This window comes from Acinetobacter sp. CS-2, assembly GCF_016599715.1.
GTDB lineage: Bacteria > Pseudomonadota > Gammaproteobacteria > Pseudomonadales > Moraxellaceae > Acinetobacter.
On record NZ_CP067019.1, the window covers coordinates 610,968 to 632,629 of the forward strand.

Genomic DNA, 21,662 nt, shown 5'->3' on the forward strand with positions numbered 1-21,662 from the left:
ACGACAAAAAAAGATAACTCATTGAAATAATGGCATAATACTTGTTTTCTGACGACGAATATGATGACACATTTCAATGAGTTACATCTCATCTTAAACAAATATCTAAAGTGGAACAAGTCACATGCAAAATGTTTTACACTGATTATGCTTGCATTAATTGTAAAACAGACATGTAATCTTTCTTCTGCATCTAAAGCCTTACCCATCAAGTGCTTACCACAATCATTTTATCGACGTATACAACGCTTCTTTGCAGATCAGTATTTCGATTATCGTCAAATTTCTCAGTTAATTTTCAATATATTTTCATTCGATAAAGTCCAATTAACTTTGGATAGAACTAATTGGAAATGGGGAAAACGAGATATTAATATCTTGATGTTAGCCATCGTCTATCGTGGAATAGCGATACCTATTGTTTGGACATTGCTCAATAAACGTGGAAATTCAGATACAAAAGAGCGTATTGCTTTGATTCAACGCTTTATCTCCATTTTTGGTAAAGATCGTATTGTGAATGTGTTTGCAGACAGAGAATTTATCGGTGAGAAATGGTTTACATGGTTAATTGAAAATGACATTAACTTCTGTATACGTGTTAAAAAAACTTTATTGTGACCAATCACTTAGCCAAGAATCATAAAATTAGTGATTTATTTCGTCATCTTCAAGTTGGTCAAACTGAATGTCGTAAACGACGTATTTGGGTTGGTCGAGTGAAACTGTATATTAGTGCGCTACGATTAGAAGATGGAGAGCTTTTACTTGTTGTTTCTCCTATGTTTAATGCTTCTGCTATTCGTGATTATGCATTACGCTGGGAAATCGAAACGTTATTTAGTTGTCTCAAAGGACGTGGATTCAATCTTGAAAATACTCGTTTAACAGACCCTAGACGAGTCAAGAAATTGATAGCAGTGCTAGCTATCGGTTTCTGTTGGTGCTATTTAACAGGTGAATGGCAACATGATCGGAAAAAAGCGATAAAAATAAAGAAGCATGGACGACTTTCAGTAAGTTTATTTCGCTACGGTTTGGACTATGTTCAAATGGCTATTCTACGTTTGATTGGTTTTGGAAAAAAAGAAGAATTTAAGAAAGTGCTAGCAATTTTAAGAAAGAAAAAGCCTGATAGGACAAGGATCCTATGAAATTTGTCGTGTACAGAGTTAAAACTTATAATTAAAGGTCAGTGCTGCAGAACGCGGTTGTCCTAATATCACACGGCCACCGCCATTATTGAGGGTACTGATGTATTCCTTGTCTGCCAGATTATAGACATTCAAGTTGACCGAAGCGTTCTTATTCAAGCTGTAGCCCGCCATGGCATCAAATACCACATAGCCTGGAATGTTAGGCATATTCGCCGCTGCCGTGCTGTCGGTAATGACACGTTTTTGCTCATCGACATAACGTGCACCCAAGCCCAGTTTAAAGCCGGCAACATCATAAGTAGACCATAAGCTTGCTGTCCATTCCGGTGACCAGCGCACATTGTTGGTTCGAGTAATTGCTCCAGTGGTTGCATTCACGCTGAGCTGGTCTTCTTGTTCAGTTTTCATATGAGCCACGCCGGCAGATACATTCCATGCATCCGTGATTTTACCCACAGCACTGAGTTCAACCCCTTTGACGGTCGTTTTACCTTGTTGAATGGATTCTTGGGTAATGGCATCCTGGGTAAACTGGTTTTCATTTTCAGTGTAATAAGCAGCAGCATTGAGTGCCAGTTGGTCATTCAACACATCCCACTTGGTGCCAATTTCATAGTGATGGGTTTCTTGCGGTTTGGCCGCAGCACTGTTAATTCCGGTTGCTGAAAGGCTAAAGTTGGCGCTTCCCGGAGGAGTCAGGGATTTGGCATAAGAAGCATATACGCTACTTTTAGCCGTAGGTTTAAATAGGCCTCCCAGTTTCCAGCTGACCAAGGTGTCATGTGCACCAAAATTAGCAGGGACCAAGCTGCTGCTACCCGATGGCAAGGTCAAAGCATCATATTCGGTGTCGTAATAGTCGACCCGTACTCCACCATTCAGCTGGAAGCGCTCACCAAATTTAAGCGTATCGAATAAATAGGCAGCAGCTGTATCGGTTTCACCATGGGTATAGCCCCCGTTATACATCAGGCCGGGCATTGCTTCATTGCGATTTGGATCATAAAGATTGGCCCAAGATGTGGCTACCGTCGCTTGACCCGGCATTTGTGTAGCCATAGTTTTTGTATGTTGCTGTTCTTTTAAAAATTCCAGACCGGCAACCACATCATGCTCAATGGCACCGGTTGTTAAATTCAGGTTCAACGTCGTTTGGTTAGCCAGAATCTTATTTTCCTGATCGACACCCTGACGTGAACGGTTAACTTCCCAATCTTTTGGATTAGTTGAACCATTGGTTCTTAAACCGGCTGAACCGGTATTTATCCCGGTTAAAACACGGTTCATACTGGTTTTACCCAGACGGGTGATGTTGGTCAGTTTGACGTTTTCAGCCAGATCACTTTCAATTTTTGCCGTATACATATCTGCATCGACATCTTCATGGTCATCGACGTGACCATAATAATTTTCACGGTTGACTTTAGCTGCTGAAGCTAAAGCAGAATCAGCATTGTAGAAACCCTTCATGCCAATAGTTGGGATACCGCCATCCGGAATATTGCGTTGACGAATATGCTGTGAATAGAGATACAGGCGGGTATCGCTATCTAGGCCAAAAGCAATCGAGGGTGCAATGGCCCAGCCGTTGTTTTCAATAAAGTCGCGGCCTTCAACGCCGCCGTCCTGTCCCATGGCATTTAAACGAACTGCAATGCCATCATTAATCACCTGATTGATATCAGCAGTCAGACGGGCATGTTCTGCAGTATTGTAAGTGGCAGAAACTTCACGGCTATTTTCAGTTTGAGGCAGTTTGCTGGCCAGGTTGATATACCCTGATGCTGCACCACGACCAGCTTCCGCACCAGAAGGGCCTTTGACCACTTCAATCTGTTCCAGGTTAAAGACATCGCGGGTGACTGCACCTAAATCACGGATACCATCGACATAGGTAGAGGTTTGCGTAGAAAAGCCACGCATTTGAAAGGCATCGCCGGCACTGGTATTACCATTTTCACCCAGTTGCAGGGTAATTCCCGGTGTGTTCCTTAAGGCTTCAACCAAAGACGTTGCACCTTGTTCTTTTAATAGTTCTTTTTTTATTACGGAAACGGTTTGCGGGGTATCGACCAGTGGCTGGGTATATTTTGGGGAGCTGACGCTATCGGCTTTATATTTATTTTCCGCTTTAGATTCCACGGTAATGGTTGGCAGCTGAGTGACACCATTGCTTGCTGCTGCATGAGTCATGAGCGGAAACGAGGCCGCTAAGGCAACCAGTTGAGCATTTCTGTGGTGTTTACGGCTTTTGATTTGTGCCATGGTCAGTCATCCCTAGTTTCGTATATGACGGAATTCCAATACTGTTTTGCAACTTTTGTGGTCAGTAATCTGGAACTAAAAGTGGATAGATTGTTATAGATTGTAACAATGATGCAAATATTAATGATAATAATTATTATTTGCAATAAATTTATAGAAGATTATTCGTTTTTATTTAAAATGCTGTTTAAAAAAGCGCAGTGGATGTGCTGAATTCATTGCGCTAATGAAAAAGAATGATGATTAGGCTGGGATTTTTATACTGACTTGCAATGAAATGCTTAACTCTGCTGCTCAGTTTTAGGAAAATTAAAATCATCCTCAACATTCATGCAGCACTTGAACCATGCGCTTTTCATGATTTTAAGCTTAGAGTTCAGCCCATTTGCGCATTAAATTATGATAAAGATTGGTCAGCTTGATCACTTCATCATGTTGATCACCCAATTGCATACGCAAGTTCTGAATGGACTGATCCAGATTAAACAACATATGGCGTTCCGCATCATCACGGATCATGCTTTGTACCCAAAAGAAAGACGCGAGACGGCAGCCGGAGGTTACTGGCGTGACTTCATGCACACTGGTGGAAGGGTAGAGGATCATATCGCCCGCGGGTAGTTTAACCTCATGATAGCCATAGGTGTCTTCAACCACCAGGTCGCCACCTTCATATTCTTCCGGGTCGCTTAAAAAAACCGTGCAGGACAAGTCCGTGCGTAAACGGTCATTGCTGCTACGGATACGGCGGATGGAATTGTCGACATGAAAACCAAAAGCTTCGTTGTTTTCATAACGGTTAAACAGTGGCGGAATAATGTCGAGGGGAATGGCCGCAGATAAAAACAAAGGATGCTGACCCAATGATTCTAAAATGATGGTACTTAAGTAATGAGTCAGGGGATGATCTTCAGGCAGTTGCTGGTTTTGTTTGACTGTGGCAGACAGTGTACCGGCAGTGACTTTACCATTGACCCATTCAATTTTTGCCATTTCTTCACGGAAATATTGAACTTGTTCTTTACTCAGGACGTTAGGAATATGATGGATCACGACAATACACCTTTGGAAGAATGAATTCTTTTAGCCTATAAAAATAGCCTCATGAGGAGGCTATTTTCAATTGAATCCTATAATTTATTTATGGGATTATAAAAGTCAATTTTAGTATTTAAAGTTTAGTGACAATACTGCACTACGACCTTCTGCTTCAGTGGCGTAGTGAGAGGCATACGCTTTAGTGAAATAGCGTTCATCAGACAGGTTATTGACATTCAATTGCAGGTCAACATTTTCGTTAACGTTGTAACGTGCCATGGCATCGTAACGTACATAACCTGGAACGTATTTGGTATTGGCTAGGTCGCCATAGACTTTGTCCATTGCAGTTGCACCAGCACCAAGTTGAAGTTGCGGAAGAACCTGATATGTTGTCCAAAGTGTAGCGCTGTTTTTAGGAACATTCGGCATTTGGTTGCCGTTAAATACCGTTTGGTCAGTACAGGTGGTACCGCGACAGCTGACGCCATTCTTGGTCGCTTCACTATCAAGATAGGTATAGCCTGCGCTGATCTCCCATTGATCTGTAATTTTACCGTTCAAGCCCAGCTCGATACCATCAACTTTGCTTTCGCCAATATTACTATAAGTAGTAGGACTCAACTGGATACGTGCATTCTGCTTTTCAGTACGGAAAATAGCGGCAGTTAAATTCAAGCGATCTTGTAAAAGGTCCCATTTGGTCCCAATTTCGAAAGTCTGGCTTTCTTCAGGATCCAAGTTGCTATAATTTGCACCAATACCTTCAGAACCGTCACCGGCATCTACACCCACAGGGTTTGCAGATGTTGCATAGCTGGCATAGATTGAAGCATTTTCAACCGGTTTAAAAGTAAGGCCTGCTTGATAAGTGAAGAAATCAGTATCACTTTCTGTTGTTACTTTGTCGCCAGCTTGAGCTGTAGGGGTTGTTGCAGTCACAGCACTATTTCGTGCACCATAGGTCATGGTTTGTTCAGTATCAAACTTGTCCCAACGCACGCCCAAATCTAAAATCCATTGTGGATTGAACTCAATGCTGTCCAGGAAGTAAACAGAAGTGGACTTGGTTTGTGTATTGTATTGGTCTGCACCTTCAGTACTGATACTTCCTGTCCATGGTCCCCGATTAGGGTTTTGAACAGCAGTACACCAGCCCGAAGCAATATCGGCAGGGCTGCATTTGTTGTATTCTGCACCTGTGGCAGACAAGCCATTAATAATATATTGGGTACGGTCAGTTTCTTGATCTGAATATTCAGCACCTAAGTTAAAACTATGCTTGAGCGCACCAGTATTGAATTTACCGGTTAATGCTAATTGGTCGGTAAAGGTATCTGTATCGGCAACACGAGAGTTTACACGTGCCCATATATTACCGGTTTTATAAATGTTCCCTTGAGAATCATCTGGGTTGGTCCACAGATAATCATTTTTAGAGCTGTTATAAACCGCGGTATTTGAAATGGTTAGATTGTCAGTCAGGTCATGTTCTAACTTGATTGTACCCACCTGATTTTCCTGTTTTTGGAAATCACGGTCTTCCCAACCGTAGTAAATGCCTTGTTTGACATCAATTGGTTTTCCTGAATATTGGGAATATCCAGTTGGGTTGTTGTAGGGTACACCTGAATCAGGGGTATCATCTGTTTTTAGGTAGTAATAACTTAAAGTTGCACGGGTAGGGGTGTCTAAACCAAAAGTAATACTTGGAGCGATCCCGGCACGTTTGTATTCAGTCCCATCGGCTTGACCTGCTTTTTCATTATGGTGGCCCATTACTGCCACACGGGCAGCAATACCATTACCAAAATCTTTGTTGCCATCTAGGGTAATACGTTGGTAATTATCGGTACCTGTACCAACAGAACCTTCTAATGAGTCGCCTTTTTTGGCAACTTTAGAAATCATGTTAACGCTACCACCAGTCGTACCTGCACCGCCCATTGCAGATGCAGAACCTTTGGTTACTTCAACCTGTTCTACAGCAAACATTTCACGGTTTTGTGAAGTGGCATTACGCACACCATCGACATACATGGAACTTTCTGAGTTATAACCACGAATAAATGGACGGTCGCCATTCGGGTTACCCCCTTCACCAGCCCCTAAAGTAATACCAGGTACTGTACGCAAAGCATCGCTTAAAGTTGTCACTTGAGTATCTTCAATCAATTGCTTTGAAATTACAGAAACTGATTTAGGCGTATCCAGTAAAGGAGCAACAAACTTGGAGTTGGCAGATTGGTCTACTTTTAAACCTTGAGTTGTTTCTGCTTCCGCCTGAGCATGAATAGTTTCAAGTTGAGCAACTTGATCTTGTGCAAATGCATTCGCTGCCATCACTGAAAGTGAGGAAACAATCGCAGAAGATACGATTTTTTTGCGTGTTTTAATGAAGGCCATTTCGAACTCAAAAGGGTACTGTGAAAACGTATGAGAATAATAATGATTCTTATTTTTTATCACTATGAGTTGCAATTGTAATTGGTAATCATTTTTAAGTTATTGATTTGTTTTTTGAATCAAATGATGTGGCTATTCTAAGTTAATTATTTAATTTATATATATATTTTATATTACTATGGTTTTTTTATTTCTAATTGGGAATATTGATGCTAATTTTTTTAACAGTGATATGGCAAATCACCAACAAAAATTTCATTTTGTACTTAATGTTTATGCTGAGTCCAAGCGTGTAATTCGACTTTTAAAGGCTATTCTTGGTTTTAAGTACATAATCTTTTCCGTAAAAATTAAAAATAGGGAACGTGATCATGAAATTTCTACTCAAAAGAGCTTTTTGCAGGAAGAACAGGGAATTTAGACAAAAATTATGAACTGTGGCTAAAATAGGGCTGAATGAGAACCACAAAAGATAGCCAGAAAAAATACTGAAATAAAAAGTATCAAACAGCGAAAAATAGGCGAAAGCGGTAAAAAAATATAGAAAATGGCGATGTTTATACACTACAGATGTTCAAAGTTGTAATTAAGCCAGACTTTTATGACCAGAATACTTAAAATTTAATGGTTAAAACATCCGGTTTTGTATATCTTTCAATGTTGTCATATAATGTGGCACTTTCAAAATTGCAATTACTATTTCTATATCGAGGAAGCCATGCAAGTAACTTCTGAAGCGGTTTCGGGCGTTGCCCGTCGTTTAAATGTATCTGTACCGACGAGCCGTGTGAACGAGCAATTTGAAGCCCGTTTAAAACGCACTGCTAAAACTGTGAAGATCAACGGCTTCCGTCCAGGTAAAGTGCCTTTAAATGTAGTACGTCGTGAATATGGCGCAGGCATTTATCAAGAAGTTGTGAACGATGTAATTCGTGACACAGTATTCGAAGCGATTCAACAAGAGAAAATCAATGCTGTTGGCATGCCAAACATTGAAAAAGTTGAAAATAAAGAAGACGCTCTTGTTTATGAAGCAACTGTAGAAGTTTATCCAGAAGTTGAAGTGAAATTTGACGGCTTGGAAGTTGAACGTAAAGCAACTGAAGTCAACGACAAAGACGTCGATCAAATGATCGAAAACCTTCAAAAGCAACGTGCAAGCTGGACTGAAACCAAAGGCATGGCTAAAAAAGACATGCAAGTTACTTTCGACTTTGAAGGTTCAGTTGATGGCGAAAAATTTGAAGGCGGTTCTGCAACTGACTTTAAACTGGTGTTAGGTTCTGGTCGTATGATCCCTGGCTTCGAAGACGGTATCGTTGGTATGAAGAAAGGCGAAGAGAAAGTGATTGATGTTACTTTCCCTGAAGATTACCAGGCTGAAAACCTTGCGGGTAAAGCTGCTCAATTCAAAATCACTGTGAAGCTAGTTGAAAAACAAAAACTTCCAGAAGTTGATGCTGAATTCTTGAAAATCTTTGGTTTAACTGAAGAAGAAGGCGTGGAAAAATTAAAAGCTGACGTTCGTAAAAACATGGAACGTGAAGTGAAAAACGGTCTTCGTAACCAGGTAAAAGGTGCGACTTTTGATGCACTTGTAGCTGCAAACGAAGTTGAAGTTCCTGCTTCTATGTTGTCTCAAGAAATTGACCGTCAACGTCAACAAATGATTCAACAGTTCACTCAACAGTTTGGTGCTCAAGGTGCGAAAGCATTTGACAGCAGCATGCTTCCAGATGACCTGTTCAAAGAACAAGCTGAAAAATCTGTAAAACTTGGCGTATTGGTTAGCAAGGTTTTAGCGGACGCTAAAATTGAAGTTGATGCTGCTCGCGTTGAAGCTTACATCGAAGACATGGCTTCTTCTTACGAAGACCCAACTGAAGTGATTGAATACTTCAAAAATGACAAACAGCAACGTGCTCAAATCGAAGCTGTTGTATTAGAAGATCAAGTAGTTGATCACATCTTGGCATCTGCTAAAGTGACTGACAAAAAAGTAAGCTATGAAGACTTATTGAAAGAGCAACAAGCTCGTCAACAAGGCTAAGCTTAGCTGACCGAAAAAAGGCGCATGATGCGCCTTTTTTTATGTACAGGCTGATCGTGACCTGTCCTGAATTCACAATGCTTATATAAAAAATATCTGTTATTTAATTGGGAATATTTTGCATTTTCGGCAATTATCCCTCATATTGTGACTATGAGTTTAGTAACAAAAAATTTAGGAATAAATAACGTATGTATGTTCCAACAATTGATAACGCTTTAGTGCCAGTGGTGGTTGAACAGTCTTCTCGTGGTGAGCGTTCTTTCGATATTTTCTCACGTCTTTTGCGTGAACGCGTCATCTTCTTAACCGGTGAAGTTGAAGACAACATGGCAAATTTAATTGTTGCGCAAATGTTGTTTTTAGAAGCAGAGAACCCAGATAAAGATATACACCTCTATATTAATTCACCAGGAGGTTCAGTGACTGCAGGTATGGCTATTTACGATACCATGCAATTCATTAAACCGGATGTCGTGACCTATTGTATGGGACAGGCAGCCTCTATGGGTGCATTCCTGCTTAATGCAGGTGCTAAGGGTAAACGTTATTGCTTGGAAAATGCCCGTGTGATGATTCACCAGCCACTTGGTGGTTTCCGTGGTCAGGCATCGGATATTGAAATTCACGCGCGTGAAATTCTATTTATTAAAGAACGTTTAAACCGTTTAATGGCAGAGCATAGTGGTCAAGACTATGAAACTGTTGCCAGAGATACTGACCGTGATAACTTTATGACAGCACAGGCTGCTAAAGAATACGGTCTCGTGGATGAAGTACTTACTAAACGTCCATAATTTTCAGATTTTTATATTGGAGTGAATATGTCCGATCATCCTCAAGGACAAAAGCATTGTTCATTTTGCGGTAAAACGCAGTCTGAAGTCGGGAAACTGATTGCAGGTGAGGACGCTTACATCTGTAATGAGTGTGTGGACGTATGCCTAGATTTAGTCCAAACCAGCCAGCAAGTTGAATCGGGCGATTGGGCGAGCAAACCGTTGCCTAAGCCACACGAAATTCGTGCCGCACTTGATCAATATGTCATTGGTCAGGATGTTGCCAAGAAAACGCTTTCAGTTGCAGTGTATAACCATTACAAGCGTCTAAAAGTGACCCATAGCGGCCATAAGCATGATGATGCAGTTGAACTGGCAAAAAGTAATATTTTACTGGTTGGACCAACAGGTTCAGGTAAAACTTTGCTGGCACAAACTTTAGCGCGTTTGCTTGATGTTCCATTTGCCATGGCCGATGCGACCACTTTGACCGAAGCGGGTTATGTTGGTGAAGATGTGGAAAACATCGTACAGAAGCTGTTGCAAAAAGCCGACTATGATGTAGAAAAAGCGCAAAAGGGTATTATCTAACCTGAGTTCGACTTAATTTGATTGATAATTAAGCATGTTTTTAAATGTTGGTTTATTTGGTGATAAACAATAAGCGATGATTGCTGCCATTAGATTGACCATAAAATTGTTAACCGAGCGATGTCGGGTATGGTCAATCTGATGCAAGTTTTTTAGCTGATCATTCACGGTTTCAATCAATCCCCGTTTTGAAAGAAGCTGCTTCTCCATCTCATTATATTGAGGCAGGTTCTTCATATTCTTACGTCCAGTCGTTAAAATCTTAAGCCCTCGCTGTGATAAAACTTCGGCTTTAGCTTTACTGATATATCCCTTATCTGCGAGTAAAACTCCACTTAAGCCTTGACCTAACACATCCAGCATTTTGACATCGTGAACATTTCCTGATGTAAATGCAATATTAATAATTTCACCTAATTGATTGATAACCATGTGTAATTTAAAACCATAAAACCAACCCGTACTGCTTTTTCCTCGTCCTGCCAGGCCCTTAAAAACCTTATTCCTTGCAATACGACGATTATGGCAAACGATCAGTTTAGTTGAATCAATTAAGCTAATTCCTGTACATTGACCTTTAATTTGATGAAAGAAACACGTTAATGCTGTCAGACATTGAGGTAATAATTCAATCATTCTGTTATAGCTGGGCAGTGTAGGAAATGCTTCTTTCCAGAAGGGTCGAATCATATGGTTGTAATAATATTTGAAGAATCTAAAACCTGATTGATGGAACAGTACCGTGATGGTCATGATTTCAGATAAACACAGGGCTTTAGCTCTCTGTCGTCTTGGTTGTTGGTCGGAAATGAGAGCCGTTTTTAATGTTGATTCAAAATCTTTGCAAAAGTCATCTATTAAACAGAATATTTCAGTAATATAATCCACGGGAAAGCCTTTGTTGTTGCAGTTTTTTGTCTTTAGAACCAAAATCTTACAACTTCAAAGGCTTTTTCTTTGTTTCTTTTTTATGTCGAACTCAGGTTATCTATATCGACGAGATCGACAAGATTACCCGTAAATCTGAAAATCCGTCGATTACCCGTGATGTATCTGGTGAAGGTGTTCAGCAGGCGCTGTTAAAAATGATCGAAGGTACGGTTGCTTCCATTCCTCCGCAAGGTGGTCGTAAGCATCCGCAGCAAGAGTTCATTCAGATTGATACCTCGAATATCCTGTTTATCTGTGGCGGTGCCTTCTCTGGCCTAGAGAAAATCGTACAACAGCGTCAGGAAAAAGGCGGGATCGGTTTCACTGCTGAAGTGAAGAACAAAAATGAAACCCGAAAGTTGTCTGATTTGTTCCGTCAGGTTGAAGCAACAGACTTGGTGAAATTTGGCTTGATTCCAGAATTTATTGGTCGTTTGCCGGTCATCGCAACTCTGGATGAGCTGGATGAAGAAGCCTTGATGCAGATTCTGACTGAGCCAAAAAATGCCTTAACCCGTCAATATCAATATTTGTTTGATATGGAGCATGTGGATCTGGTATTTGAAGATTCAGCATTACGTGCCGTGGCAAAAAAAGCTTTGGAACGTAATACCGGTGCACGTGGTCTGCGTTCAATCCTAGAAAATGCATTACTTGAAACCATGTATGATTTACCAAGCCGTACCGATGTCGGGACTGTGATTGTGAATGATGCAGTGATTGCAGGTGAAGCAAAACCAGTGTTAAAAGCAGAACGTCAGCCTAAATCAGAGACTGAAAATGAGGCTAAAGTAGATTTAAAAGTGATAAATTCTAAATCTGCTTAATTCGCTATTCGTCAGAAACGCGCGGAAAACTTGTGTTTTCGCGCGTTTTTTATTTCCAAAAATAAAACCTAATGTTAATCTCAAGAACTCGGCGTGGACGCCGAAATAAAATCAATATATAGCAAACAATGAAGTGCTTAATTCAGTTTAGTACAAAAATAAAAAATACGCGGTGAGGGAAAATCATGCGTGGAGTCTGTATTGCAGTCTGTGCAAGCTTTATTTTATTGGGATGCCATGGCAAATCTGCTATGGAGCACACTCAAGCGACATCGACCTTAAAACCTGTCAATACTGAACATGAACCGGGATTGTTGGAACAGTACCGTTTTGGCATGTTTAGCATTGGTGCTTGGGTTAATCAAAAGATAGGACAGCGCTTTCAGCCAGTTCAGGCACAGAACGATCAGGCTGCGATTGTTTATTTATACCGTCCTGATAGTAAGTGGAACCGTCAGGAAATTGTGGCATCCAGCTTGTTTATCAATAGTGAACGTATTCCAAGTTTATTAAACAATCATTATTACTGGGTAGAACTACCTGCCGGAACCTATCGCATATCCACCAGCCGCCCTGTGGGGGTACAGCATTTCCAAAAACCCAAATATCTGGATTTTACCGTGCAGGCAGGACAGTCTTATTTTATTAAGTATGATGAAGAAAACTTAACTACCCGTCGTGAAGTTTCGGGGCCTTTAATCTTGATGCCGGAAAAAATGGGCTTAAATGAAATCGCCTATACTCAGCTGAAGTCAGAAAGTTATAACTTTGTTGCGTTAGATCAAAATAGTGGGAAGTTGCGTAAGAAAGCGCAAAAGCTGAAACCTGCAAAATATGATCCAGCAGAAGATGTGCAACTGACTCAGCCGTTTAAGATTTGGAATCCACTGACATGGTAATCATCTTAATATAAAAAAAGCACCCATTAGGGTGCTTTTTTTAGCTTGGAATGATTAGTTCGCAGCAGCGTCAACTACTGGAATTTTACCAATTTTTGCTTGCCAGATTTTAGGTGCAGTTGCGTGAATAGATGTACCATTGACATCAACCGCTACAGAAACAGGCATATCTTCAACTTTGAATTTGTAGATTGCTTCCATACCCAAGTCAGCAAAAGCCACAACTTCAGCTTCACGAACAGCTTTAGATACTAGGTAAGCAGCTCCACCTACGGCCATCAGGTAAGTCGCTTTGTTGTCTTTAATAGCTTCAACAGCAGCCGGACCACGATCAGCTTTACCAATCATGCCATACAGGCCAGTTGCTTCAAGCACTTGACGAGTAAATTTGTCCATACGTGTTGCAGTCGTCGGACCAGCAGGGCCAACCACTTCGTCGCCTACAGGATCGACAGGGCCAACGTAATAAATGAACTTGCCTTTAAGGTCTACAGGAAGTTCTTCACCGTTATTCAACATGTCAACCATACGTTTGTGCGCAGCGTCACGACCGGTATAGATTGTACCGTTAAGCAATAAAGTATCGCCTGGTTTCCAAGAGTTCATTTCTTCTTGTGTGATGTTGTCTAGGTCAACACGTTTAGAAGATGAAGAATCCCAAGTTACAGCCGGGTAGTCTTCAAGTTTAGGTGCTTGAATATGTGCAACACCGCTACCGTCTAACTGGAAATGTGCGTGACGAGTTGCAGCACAGTTCGGAATCATACCGACTGGTTTGCCTGCAGCGTGACATGGGTAATCTTTAATTTTGATATCAAGAACAGTGGTTAAGCCGCCAAGACCTTGCGCGCCAATACCCAAAGCATTTACTTTTTCGAAGATCTCAATACGGAGTTCTTCCATTTTGCTTTGTGGACCACGACGAAGTAATTCGTCCATGTTGATTTCTTCCATCAATGCTTCTTTGGCAAGCATCATGGCTTTTTCAGCAGTACCACCAATACCGATACCGAGCATACCTGGAGGACACCAGCCTGCACCCATGGTTGGAACAGTTTTCAGTACCCAGTCCACGATTGAGTCAGATGGGTTCAACATGGCAAGTTTAGATTTGTTTTCTGAACCGCCACCTTTAGCAGCAACAGTAATGTCGACTTTGTTGCCCGGTACGAGTTTGTAATGGATTACTGCAGGCGTGTTGTCTTTGGTGTTTTTACGGCCAAATGCAGGATCAGCTAAAACTGATGCGCGAAGTACGTTAGAGCTTTCCAGGTAACCTTGACGTACACCTTCATTGATTGCATCGTCCAGGCTCATGGTTAAATCAAATTTAACGTCTAAACCCACTTCAAGAAATACGTTCACAATCCCGGTATCTTGACAGATAGGACGGTGGCCTTCTGCACACATACGAGAGTTAATTAAGATTTGTGCAATAGCATCTTTTGCGGCTTTGTTCTCTTCACGATCATAGGCACGGCTCATCGCTTGGATGAAGTCTTGTGGATGATAGTAAGAAATAAACTGAAGCGCATCTTTTACCGATGTGATCAAGTCATCTTGCTTGATAATAGTTGTCATATCAAATATCTCTTGAGCGGGCTGTTAGCTAGCGGGCTAAATTATAAGATAAAAAGCAGGTTTTGTGGGCATTTTGAATGCTTTTTGGCCGAAAGTTTAATGGTGAATTTCAGCACAAATGAATGGTCGTTTTTTGAGTAATTTTTGTCATAGAGATGACAAAGGTAATCCTTGTCCCGGGTAAAAATGACATTTAAAATATTGATTGACATGGTTTTAATTTATTTTTTATCTGGAGTTATTGAAAAGTAAAATTTAATTTTTCTGTTTTCTTAGTAGGGTTAAATGTGGTCAAGTTGTCATAAATTTCTCCTAAAATTTTTACATCATAAGTGCATCAAATCTCATCTGATAAATACAGACGTCCTTCAATTGCTCCCGTCATGAATTTTTCTTTATATCGTGCAGTGATAGGGTTGCGGTCAGCAAGAAGATTAGGCACAGGCTTTATCTTCTTTTTTTGCTTTAAATTTTCTCCAAATAAAAAACATGCTAAATCTTCAAATCTTCAAATCTTCAAATCTTCAAATCTTCAAATCTTCAAATCTTCAAATCTTCAAATCTTCAAATCTTCAAATCTTCAAATCTGGATCTAAATCTGCCTATACTCTTGAGAATAACATTTAGAAAAACTGCTCATGAAAGATCAGTCTGAGTTTGCGAAAAATATCATTAAAATTTATAAGAAACATGCACGTGCATGGACAGAATTACGCGGCCAGTTTCTGTATGAAAAAACCTGGCTCGATCATTTTCTTTCGTTGATTCCTGAACATGTTCAAATACTGGATTTGGGCTGTGGCTCGGGAAAACCAGTTGCGGCTTATTTAATTGAACAAGGTCATGCCGTGACGGGTGTGGATAGCTCAGATACGATGATTGAAATGGCAAAGCACAACTTTCCTGAACAGCGCTGGATTGAGGCAGATATGCGTCAGCTGGATTTAGGGCAAAAGTTTCAGGGGATTTTAGCGTGGGACAGTTTTTTTCATTTGACTCAAGATGATCAGCGCAAGATGTTTGCTCAGTTTTCCAAGTTGGCTGAAACAGGGGCAGCTTTGATGTTCACCAGTGGGCCAAGTCATGGAGAGGCTCTTGGGGATCTGTTTGGTGATGTACTGTATCATGCCAGTTTGTCGCAAGATGAATATCGCCAATTATTGAAAGATCACGGTTTTGAAGTGGTAAAGATGGTCGCGGAAGATCAGGACTGTACAGGGCATACGGTGTGGTTGGCGCAAAAGTTTTGATTAAGCCATGCTTAATAAAATGTCGGTGAATAGATAAGTTAAATTTTAAAATATCAAAAAAAAACCACCCAATTTTTCAATCAGATGGTTTGGAAAACTTAAATTTACGAATTATTGAGCCGCTTGTTGCTCAGCCTGAATGGCAGTCAATGCAATCGTGAACACGATGTCATCGACCAATGCACCACGTGATAAGTCATTCACAGGTTTGTTCAGGCCTTGTAACATTGGACCAACACTCACCACATTGGCAGAACGTTGCACTGCTTTATAGGTAGTGTTACCTGTGTTCAAGTCAGGGAAAATAAATACATTCGCGCGACCTGCAACTGGCGAGCCTGGTGCTTTAGACTGACCTACGCTTTCAACCGAAGCTGCGTCATATTGCAATGGACCATCAATCAGTAAGTCTGGACGGCGTTGCTTGGCAATCTCAGTCGCTTTGGCTACTTTTTCTACATCCGCCCCTGCACCTGAAGTACCGGTTGAATAAGAAATCATCGCGATGCGCGGATCAATACCAAACGCTTTAGCAGAGTCTGCAGATTGAATGGCAATTTCAGCCAGTTGTTCTGCATCTGGATCAGGATTAATCGCACAGTCACCATAAACATAAACTTCATCTGGCAACAGCATAAAGAATACTGAAGATACCAGTGAGTAATCCGGTGCAGTCTTGATTAACTGGAATGCAGGACGAACCGTATTGGCTGTCGTGTGGACTGCGCCAGATACCAAGCCATCAACCTGATCAAGAGCCAGCATCATGGTGCCTAAAACTACCGTGTCTTGTAGCTGTTCACGCGCTTGTAACTCGTTGAGTTTGCCTTTACGTAAATCAACCATTTTTCCGACATAATTCTCGCGAATCAGGTCTGGGTCAAGAATTTCTAAATCATGCGGTAATTCAATTCCACGTGCTTTTGCTACTTCAACCACAGCTTCAGGTTTTGCCAGCAGAATACAGTGGGCAATTCCACGAGATTGACAAATTGCTGCGGCCTGAATGGTACGTGGTTCATCCCCTTCAGGAAGAACAATGCGCTTTTTCGCGGCAATTGATTTTTGCACCAGTTCATGACGGAATGCAGAAGGAGATAAACGTGGTTTATGTGTATCGCTGATTAACTGCGTTAACCAGTCTGCATTGATGTGGCTGGCCACGAAACGGGTCACCTGCTCAGCACGCTCGGTATCATCTACCGGAATTTCATTGCTTAAATTCAGCAATTGTTGTGCTGTGTCAAAAGTGCTCAATTTGGTGTGTAAAATTGGCAAGCCATTTTTGATTGCTGTTTGACAGAATTCTAAAGCTTGAGTGCTTGGTGCCTGATGTTCAGTTAAAACCAAACCTGCCAGTGGAATGCCATTAGTGCTTGCCAAGCTACTTGCAAGCAAGACATCAATACGATCAGAACCGCTGATGATGAGTTCACCTGCCACGAATTTATGCATTTCGTGTTCAATATTTGATGCAATTAAGCTGCTGTGTAATACACGGCGTTGCGCTGCTTCACCTTGATTAATCCATTCTGCAGAAATATGCACAGCCAAGTCAGATATGCGTGGCACACTTAAAGTGTTGCTGAATGGAACTAAGCCAATGACTGGCATACAGTCTTTACCAATCATTGGGTGCGTGCTTTGAATCGCACTCACAAATCGGTTGGTATCGCTAATTAAACGCAGGTTTGGATCAAGCGTCACAGGAATCTGTGCAGAATCTTCCGGCAAGCCTTTGGTACGCATGAACAATACGCCTGCAGTACGCTCGCAAGTCGCACCACCAAAGAAGCGTAATTGATTGTCAACTTTTGCCGCGGTTTTTGCCGCGTTGTTAATGTCGGCATTGCTGATAATAATCACTTTGGCATCAAGCGCTTTCGCCAGAGTGGCATTGAGCTCTGTCGCAAAAGGATCACGTCCGTTTGGTAGCACGCCTTCTACAATAATGACATCGTGATGTTTGGAAATTTCACGGTGTAAACGTACTGCATCTTCAAGCAGCTCGTCATTTTCATCATTTTTTAAACGTTCAGTCAGGGCCGCATAGGAAATCGGTTCAACGGTTTCATGCTTGAACAGGTGACGATACAGTGCAGTGGTGCGGTCTGCTTCAGGCTGTAATTCTTGAGAGAAAGGCTTTAGAAAACCTGCTTTTACACCTTGGCATTCCAATGCATAAATTAAACCAAGACATGCAGACGTTAAGCCAACACCAATTTCTGTAGGAACCAAAAGTATTGTTTTCATAATTTTTTCTAAATCATAAAGGGATTTATTGAAAGCATACGTAGACTACGATTGCTTAAGCAATCGTAGCCTCACATTCAGGCTTTTTTGCAGCTGACTGATTTACCTCGCCTTCTACAACGTGTGCTGTTTCTTTGGCAATACGGCCTTCTTCATCGGTTGGAATGACCCAGATTTGAGGACCTGTGCCAGCATCAATACGACCTTCTGTACCGCGTTTTAAATTATTGTTTTGTTCTTTGCTTAAGTTGAAACCGAAGTGAGGTAAGTAAGCCATGGTCTTTTCACGGATATAAGCCGAGTTTTCGCCAATACCGCCGGTAAAGAACAGACCATCAAGACGTGGCAGGCCACAGCTTAAAGCAGCCAGAGATTTAGCCAAACGGTAGCAGAATACTTCAATGGCCAGCGTTGCATCTTCATTGCCTTGTTCTGATGCTTCAATCAAGGTACGCATGTCATTTGAAAGATTGTCTGATAGACCGAGCAAACCACTTTCTTTGTTCAGCATTCTGTCAATTTTATACACATCCCAGCCCAGGTTGGCAGCCAGGAAGCTGTGCAAACTTGGATCGACATCACCACTACGGGTGCCCATGACAATGCCTTCAAGCGGAGTTAAGCCCATTGACGTATCAACACTTTGACCATTCCAGATGGCGCAGGTCGAGCTACCATTGCCTAAATGTGCAGTTAACCAGCCGCCTTGTTTTAAGCTGCCTGCCAATTCTGAACCGCGTTCAGACACGTAAGCATGGCTGGTACCGTGGAAGCCATAACGACGTACGTTGTGCTCTGTATATAAGAATTTTGGTACGGCATAACGGTAAGCATGCGCTGGCATGGTTTGGTGGAATGCTGTATCGAATACTGCCACTTGTGGAAGGTCCGGGAACAAACGCATGGTCGCGTCAATTCCTACAAGGTGAGCAGGGTTGTGAAGTGGGGCAAGTGGCGTCGCTTCACGAATACGATCAATGATTTCTGGTGTTAATAACTCAGCTTTGGTCAATGTGCCACCATGTACGACACGGTGCCCAATCGCTTGAGGATTATAATGAGAAAGACGTTCTAAAATGGTTTCCAAAGCCTTTTCATGATCGGCATGTGGAATAGACAGTTCGAGTGGCGCGCCACCAACAGTGACACCCTTAATGCGTGCTTCAGCAGAACCTAAATTTTCTGCTAAACCAAAAATACGATCTTCACGACGTTCTGAAACGAGTGCATATTTAATAGAAGATGAGCCGCAGTTAATAACTAATACTGATGTAGACACGTTTTAATACCCGAATTTTAATTGAAATAAGTCGTCCCTAAAGTGATCTTTATGCAGTACATTTCAATGCAATTCAGATCAGTCTGCATGTTGTATCATGTGTTGATTTTCTGTCCTAGATAGACTTTAGGAGATTAGACTTAAGCACTATCGACCAGTGAAATAATAATAAATAGAATTTATTGGTTGATGGTTTTCATTTATTAATGAAATAGTACTCAAGCATAAACGCTCCTTCCTGTACGCCTTTAACCCTAGCATGAGAAATGAATTTTGAGCAGGAGCTAAGTGTTGTTTTTATGCTTAGTTTTGATACTTGATTTCTGACCAGCGTACAATGACATAGGCAATCAATGCCACCATAAAAAACACCAGCATCATCCAGGCCAGACCTTGCAAGGTTTCAATAATTGTCCGGTAAATTTCCAGTACCCAGCGCTCTTGAGTCAGTTCAATCACAATTTTCTTGTCATTCTCAGTATAAGTCAGCGGCGTGATGTATTTTTCCATATCGTAAATACGAATGCCTGAAGATGTTCCGACCACCATGCCGGCAAATTTGGTATATTTTGCCCAGGCTTCATGAATCGGGTCGTGAATAATACGTGCCAGAATGGCATTAATCGAATTGGAAAAAATTTTCATCACTGTAAAAGAAACCAGTAATGCCAGTAAAAAGGTACAAATGATCAAATAATAAAACATGTGATTTCCCTTTTATCTTTTTCAATTTTTTTATCATGTTACAAAATTTAGGGCAGGGATAGTGTAGTCGCTGTGTTCAGCTTCATGGTTGAAACTGAACACTTAAAGATACTTTAGATAGAGGAATTATTGGCGAATTTGACCATCCCCAAATACCACCCATTTTTGCGAAGTCAGACCTTCTAGACCGACTGGGCCACGCGCATGAATCTTGTCGGTGGAAATGCCGATTTCAGCACCCAGACCATATTCAAAACCGTCGGCAAAACGGGTAGAGGCATTGATCATCACTGAGCTTGAGTCGACACGGGCCAGGAACTGACGCGCAAGACTAAAGTTCTCGGTAATGATGGCATCGGTATGGTGTGAACCATATTTGTTAATATGATCAATGGCTTCATCAATTCCGCTCACCACTTTAACTGCCAAAATTGGACCTAAATATTCAGTGTACCAATCTTCTTCGCTGGCCGGTTTGACGCTTGAACCGAGAATGCGCTGGGTTTCACGGCAGCCACGCAGTTCTACCTGCTTTTCTGCATACAGTTCAGCAATGCTTGGCAAGAAATCTTCTGCAATTTTCTCATCCACCAGCAAGGTTTCCATTGCATTACATACGCCATAACGATGGGTCTTGGCATTGAGTGCAATGGGCAGGGCTTTTTGTAAATCGGCCTGTGCTTCAACAAAGACATGGCAATTTCCATCCAGATGCTTGATCACCGGAATACGTGCTTCATTGCTGATCCGTTCAATCAGCCCTTTGCCTCCACGTGGAACAATGACATCCACATATTCAGACATGGTAATCAGGTGGCCGACTGCTGCACGATCAGCCGTATTGATCACCTGTACCGAAGTTTCAGGCAAGCCTGAAGTCTTTAAACCGTGCTGAATTGCTTCAGCAATCGCCTTGTTGGATTGCAACGCTTCCGAACCGCCACGCAAAATAATGGCATTGCCTGATTTTAAGGCAAGTGAAGCGGCTTCCAGAGTCACGTTCGGACGCGATTCGTAAATCATACCGACCACACCTAAAGGCACGCGCATTTTTCCGAGCTGGATGCCTGAAGGACGATAGGCAAGGTCAGTGATTTCGCCAATCGGGTCAACCAGGTTCATCACATCTTTCAAGCCATGCAGCATGTCTTTAAAGCGGCTGGGGGTAAGTTCTAAGCGATCAAGTAATGCACTGTCCAAATGATTGTTACGACCATTGGTCATATCGATTTGGTTGGCAGCCAGAATTGCAGCTTCACTGTCTTGTAATGCAGTGTAAATTGCAGATAAGGCATTGTTTTTGGTTTGGGTAGAAGCGCTTGCTAACACGCGAGAAGCTTGGCGTGCCTGTTGTCCTACCGTTTGCATATATTGTTCAATCGAATCTTGCATAGCGGTTTGATCACTTAGAAATTACATCTTCGATAGTAACAGCCTGGAACCAGACAATGAAGCATTTGCTCAGAAAAAAGTCCCTGAAACTTTCGGTCTGTTAATATTTTGAAATCCTTTTCTAGCTAAATTTAGATAAGTGGTTATGGAATCAGTTGCTTGCGCAAGCGTCCTCTGTATATTATGAAAAGATAAAGACAGTGAAGTCTGATAATTACAGCGAAGAATGGACGCAGCATGACGCAGAAATTCTATATTTA

At 41.6% G+C, this 21,662-nt stretch carries 14 protein-coding genes and 2 pseudogenes; 7 read left to right on the forward strand and 9 right to left on the reverse strand.

Translation table 11 applies throughout. The annotated features are described in order from the left end of the window. The first annotated feature begins 63 nt into the window (after positions 1–63). Positions 64–1,154 (forward strand): IS4-like element ISAba33 family transposase gene (locus tag JFY49_RS02845; RefSeq protein ID WP_107010211.1). Its coding sequence is split into 2 segments (ribosomal slippage): positions 64–604 and positions 604–1,154, totalling 1,092 coding nucleotides; the frame shifts between segments, so codons are not numbered across the junction. 18 nt (positions 1,155–1,172) lie between these two features. On the opposite strand, the gene JFY49_RS02850 is transcribed toward JFY49_RS02845, so the two are convergent. The 3 genes from JFY49_RS02850 to JFY49_RS02860 form a co-directional block, all read right to left on the reverse strand. Then, positions 1,173–3,422, reverse strand: coding sequence for a catecholate siderophore receptor Fiu (locus tag JFY49_RS02850; RefSeq protein WP_200223672.1), 2,250 nt, complete (start codon positions 3,420–3,422; stop codon positions 1,173–1,175). A 369-nt stretch (positions 3,423–3,791) separates the two neighbouring features. Further along, positions 3,792–4,475: a Fe2+-dependent dioxygenase gene (locus JFY49_RS02855; protein WP_200223674.1), complete on the reverse strand. Its 684-nt coding sequence runs from the start codon at positions 4,473–4,475 to the stop codon at positions 3,792–3,794. A gap of 111 nt (positions 4,476–4,586) precedes the next feature. Continuing rightward, complete coding sequence (locus tag JFY49_RS02860; protein WP_200223679.1) at positions 4,587–6,866, reverse strand: TonB-dependent receptor; 2,280 nt, start codon at positions 6,864–6,866, stop codon at positions 4,587–4,589. A 718-nt stretch (positions 6,867–7,584) separates the two neighbouring features. Between JFY49_RS02860 and tig the strand changes: the two genes are divergently transcribed. The 3 genes and pseudogenes from tig to JFY49_RS02875 all read left to right on the forward strand — a co-directional run. Continuing rightward, a complete protein-coding gene (gene tig / locus JFY49_RS02865) occupies positions 7,585–8,916 on the forward strand; it encodes a trigger factor (RefSeq protein WP_166169318.1) in 1,332 nt (443 codons plus the stop codon). Positions 8,917–9,107: 191 nt separating this feature from the next. Beyond that, on the forward strand, positions 9,108–9,713 hold the full coding sequence (gene clpP, locus JFY49_RS02870; RefSeq protein ID WP_086175809.1) for an ATP-dependent Clp endopeptidase proteolytic subunit ClpP: 606 nt from the start codon (positions 9,108–9,110) through the stop codon (positions 9,711–9,713). A 27-nt stretch (positions 9,714–9,740) separates the two neighbouring features. After that, positions 9,741–10,283: pseudogene (locus tag JFY49_RS02875) on the forward strand (ClpX C4-type zinc finger protein); the annotation flags it as partial. 15 nt (positions 10,284–10,298) lie between these two features. Here the strand turns inward: JFY49_RS02875 and JFY49_RS02880 are convergent. Further along, the gene (locus JFY49_RS02880; RefSeq protein WP_200222939.1) at positions 10,299–11,174 is read right to left on the reverse strand and encodes an IS982 family transposase; all 876 of its coding nucleotides are present in this window, start codon (positions 11,172–11,174) and stop codon (positions 10,299–10,301) included. A gap of 95 nt (positions 11,175–11,269) precedes the next feature. Here JFY49_RS02880 and clpX point away from each other — a divergent pair. Then, positions 11,270–12,043: pseudogene (gene clpX, locus JFY49_RS02885) on the forward strand (ATP-dependent protease ATP-binding subunit ClpX); the annotation flags it as partial. A 185-nt stretch (positions 12,044–12,228) separates the two neighbouring features. Beyond that, positions 12,229–12,942, forward strand: coding sequence for a DUF2846 domain-containing protein (locus JFY49_RS02890; RefSeq protein ID WP_200223680.1), 714 nt, complete (start codon positions 12,229–12,231; stop codon positions 12,940–12,942). A gap of 54 nt (positions 12,943–12,996) precedes the next feature. Here JFY49_RS02890 and JFY49_RS02895 read toward each other — a convergent pair whose 3' ends face one another. Next, entirely contained in the window at positions 12,997–14,523 is a 1,527-nt protein-coding gene (locus tag JFY49_RS02895) for a fumarate hydratase (RefSeq protein WP_092820830.1), read from the reverse strand. Between the two features lie 638 nt (positions 14,524–15,161). Between JFY49_RS02895 and JFY49_RS02900 the strand changes: the two genes are divergently transcribed. Continuing rightward, positions 15,162–15,773 (forward strand): class I SAM-dependent methyltransferase, encoded by a 612-nt coding sequence (locus tag JFY49_RS02900; RefSeq protein ID WP_200223681.1) that lies wholly within the window; start codon positions 15,162–15,164, stop codon positions 15,771–15,773. Positions 15,774–15,884: 111 nt separating this feature from the next. On the opposite strand, the gene pta is transcribed toward JFY49_RS02900, so the two are convergent. The 4 genes from pta to JFY49_RS02920 all read right to left on the reverse strand — a co-directional run bounded on the left by pta (position 15,885) and on the right by JFY49_RS02920 (position 21,402). Further along, entirely contained in the window at positions 15,885–18,026 is a 2,142-nt protein-coding gene (pta, locus tag JFY49_RS02905) for a phosphate acetyltransferase (protein ID WP_200223682.1), read from the reverse strand. A 55-nt stretch (positions 18,027–18,081) separates the two neighbouring features. Beyond that, entirely contained in the window at positions 18,082–19,305 is a 1,224-nt protein-coding gene (locus tag JFY49_RS02910) for an acetate/propionate family kinase (protein WP_166169328.1), read from the reverse strand. Between the two features lie 303 nt (positions 19,306–19,608). Beyond that, positions 19,609–20,010, reverse strand: a complete 402-nt coding sequence (locus JFY49_RS02915; protein ID WP_016168218.1) for a hypothetical protein — start codon at positions 20,008–20,010, stop codon at positions 19,609–19,611. A gap of 126 nt (positions 20,011–20,136) precedes the next feature. After that, positions 20,137–21,402, reverse strand: coding sequence for a glutamate-5-semialdehyde dehydrogenase (locus JFY49_RS02920; protein ID WP_200223684.1), 1,266 nt, complete (start codon positions 21,400–21,402; stop codon positions 20,137–20,139). Positions 21,403–21,662 lie beyond the last annotated feature (260 nt).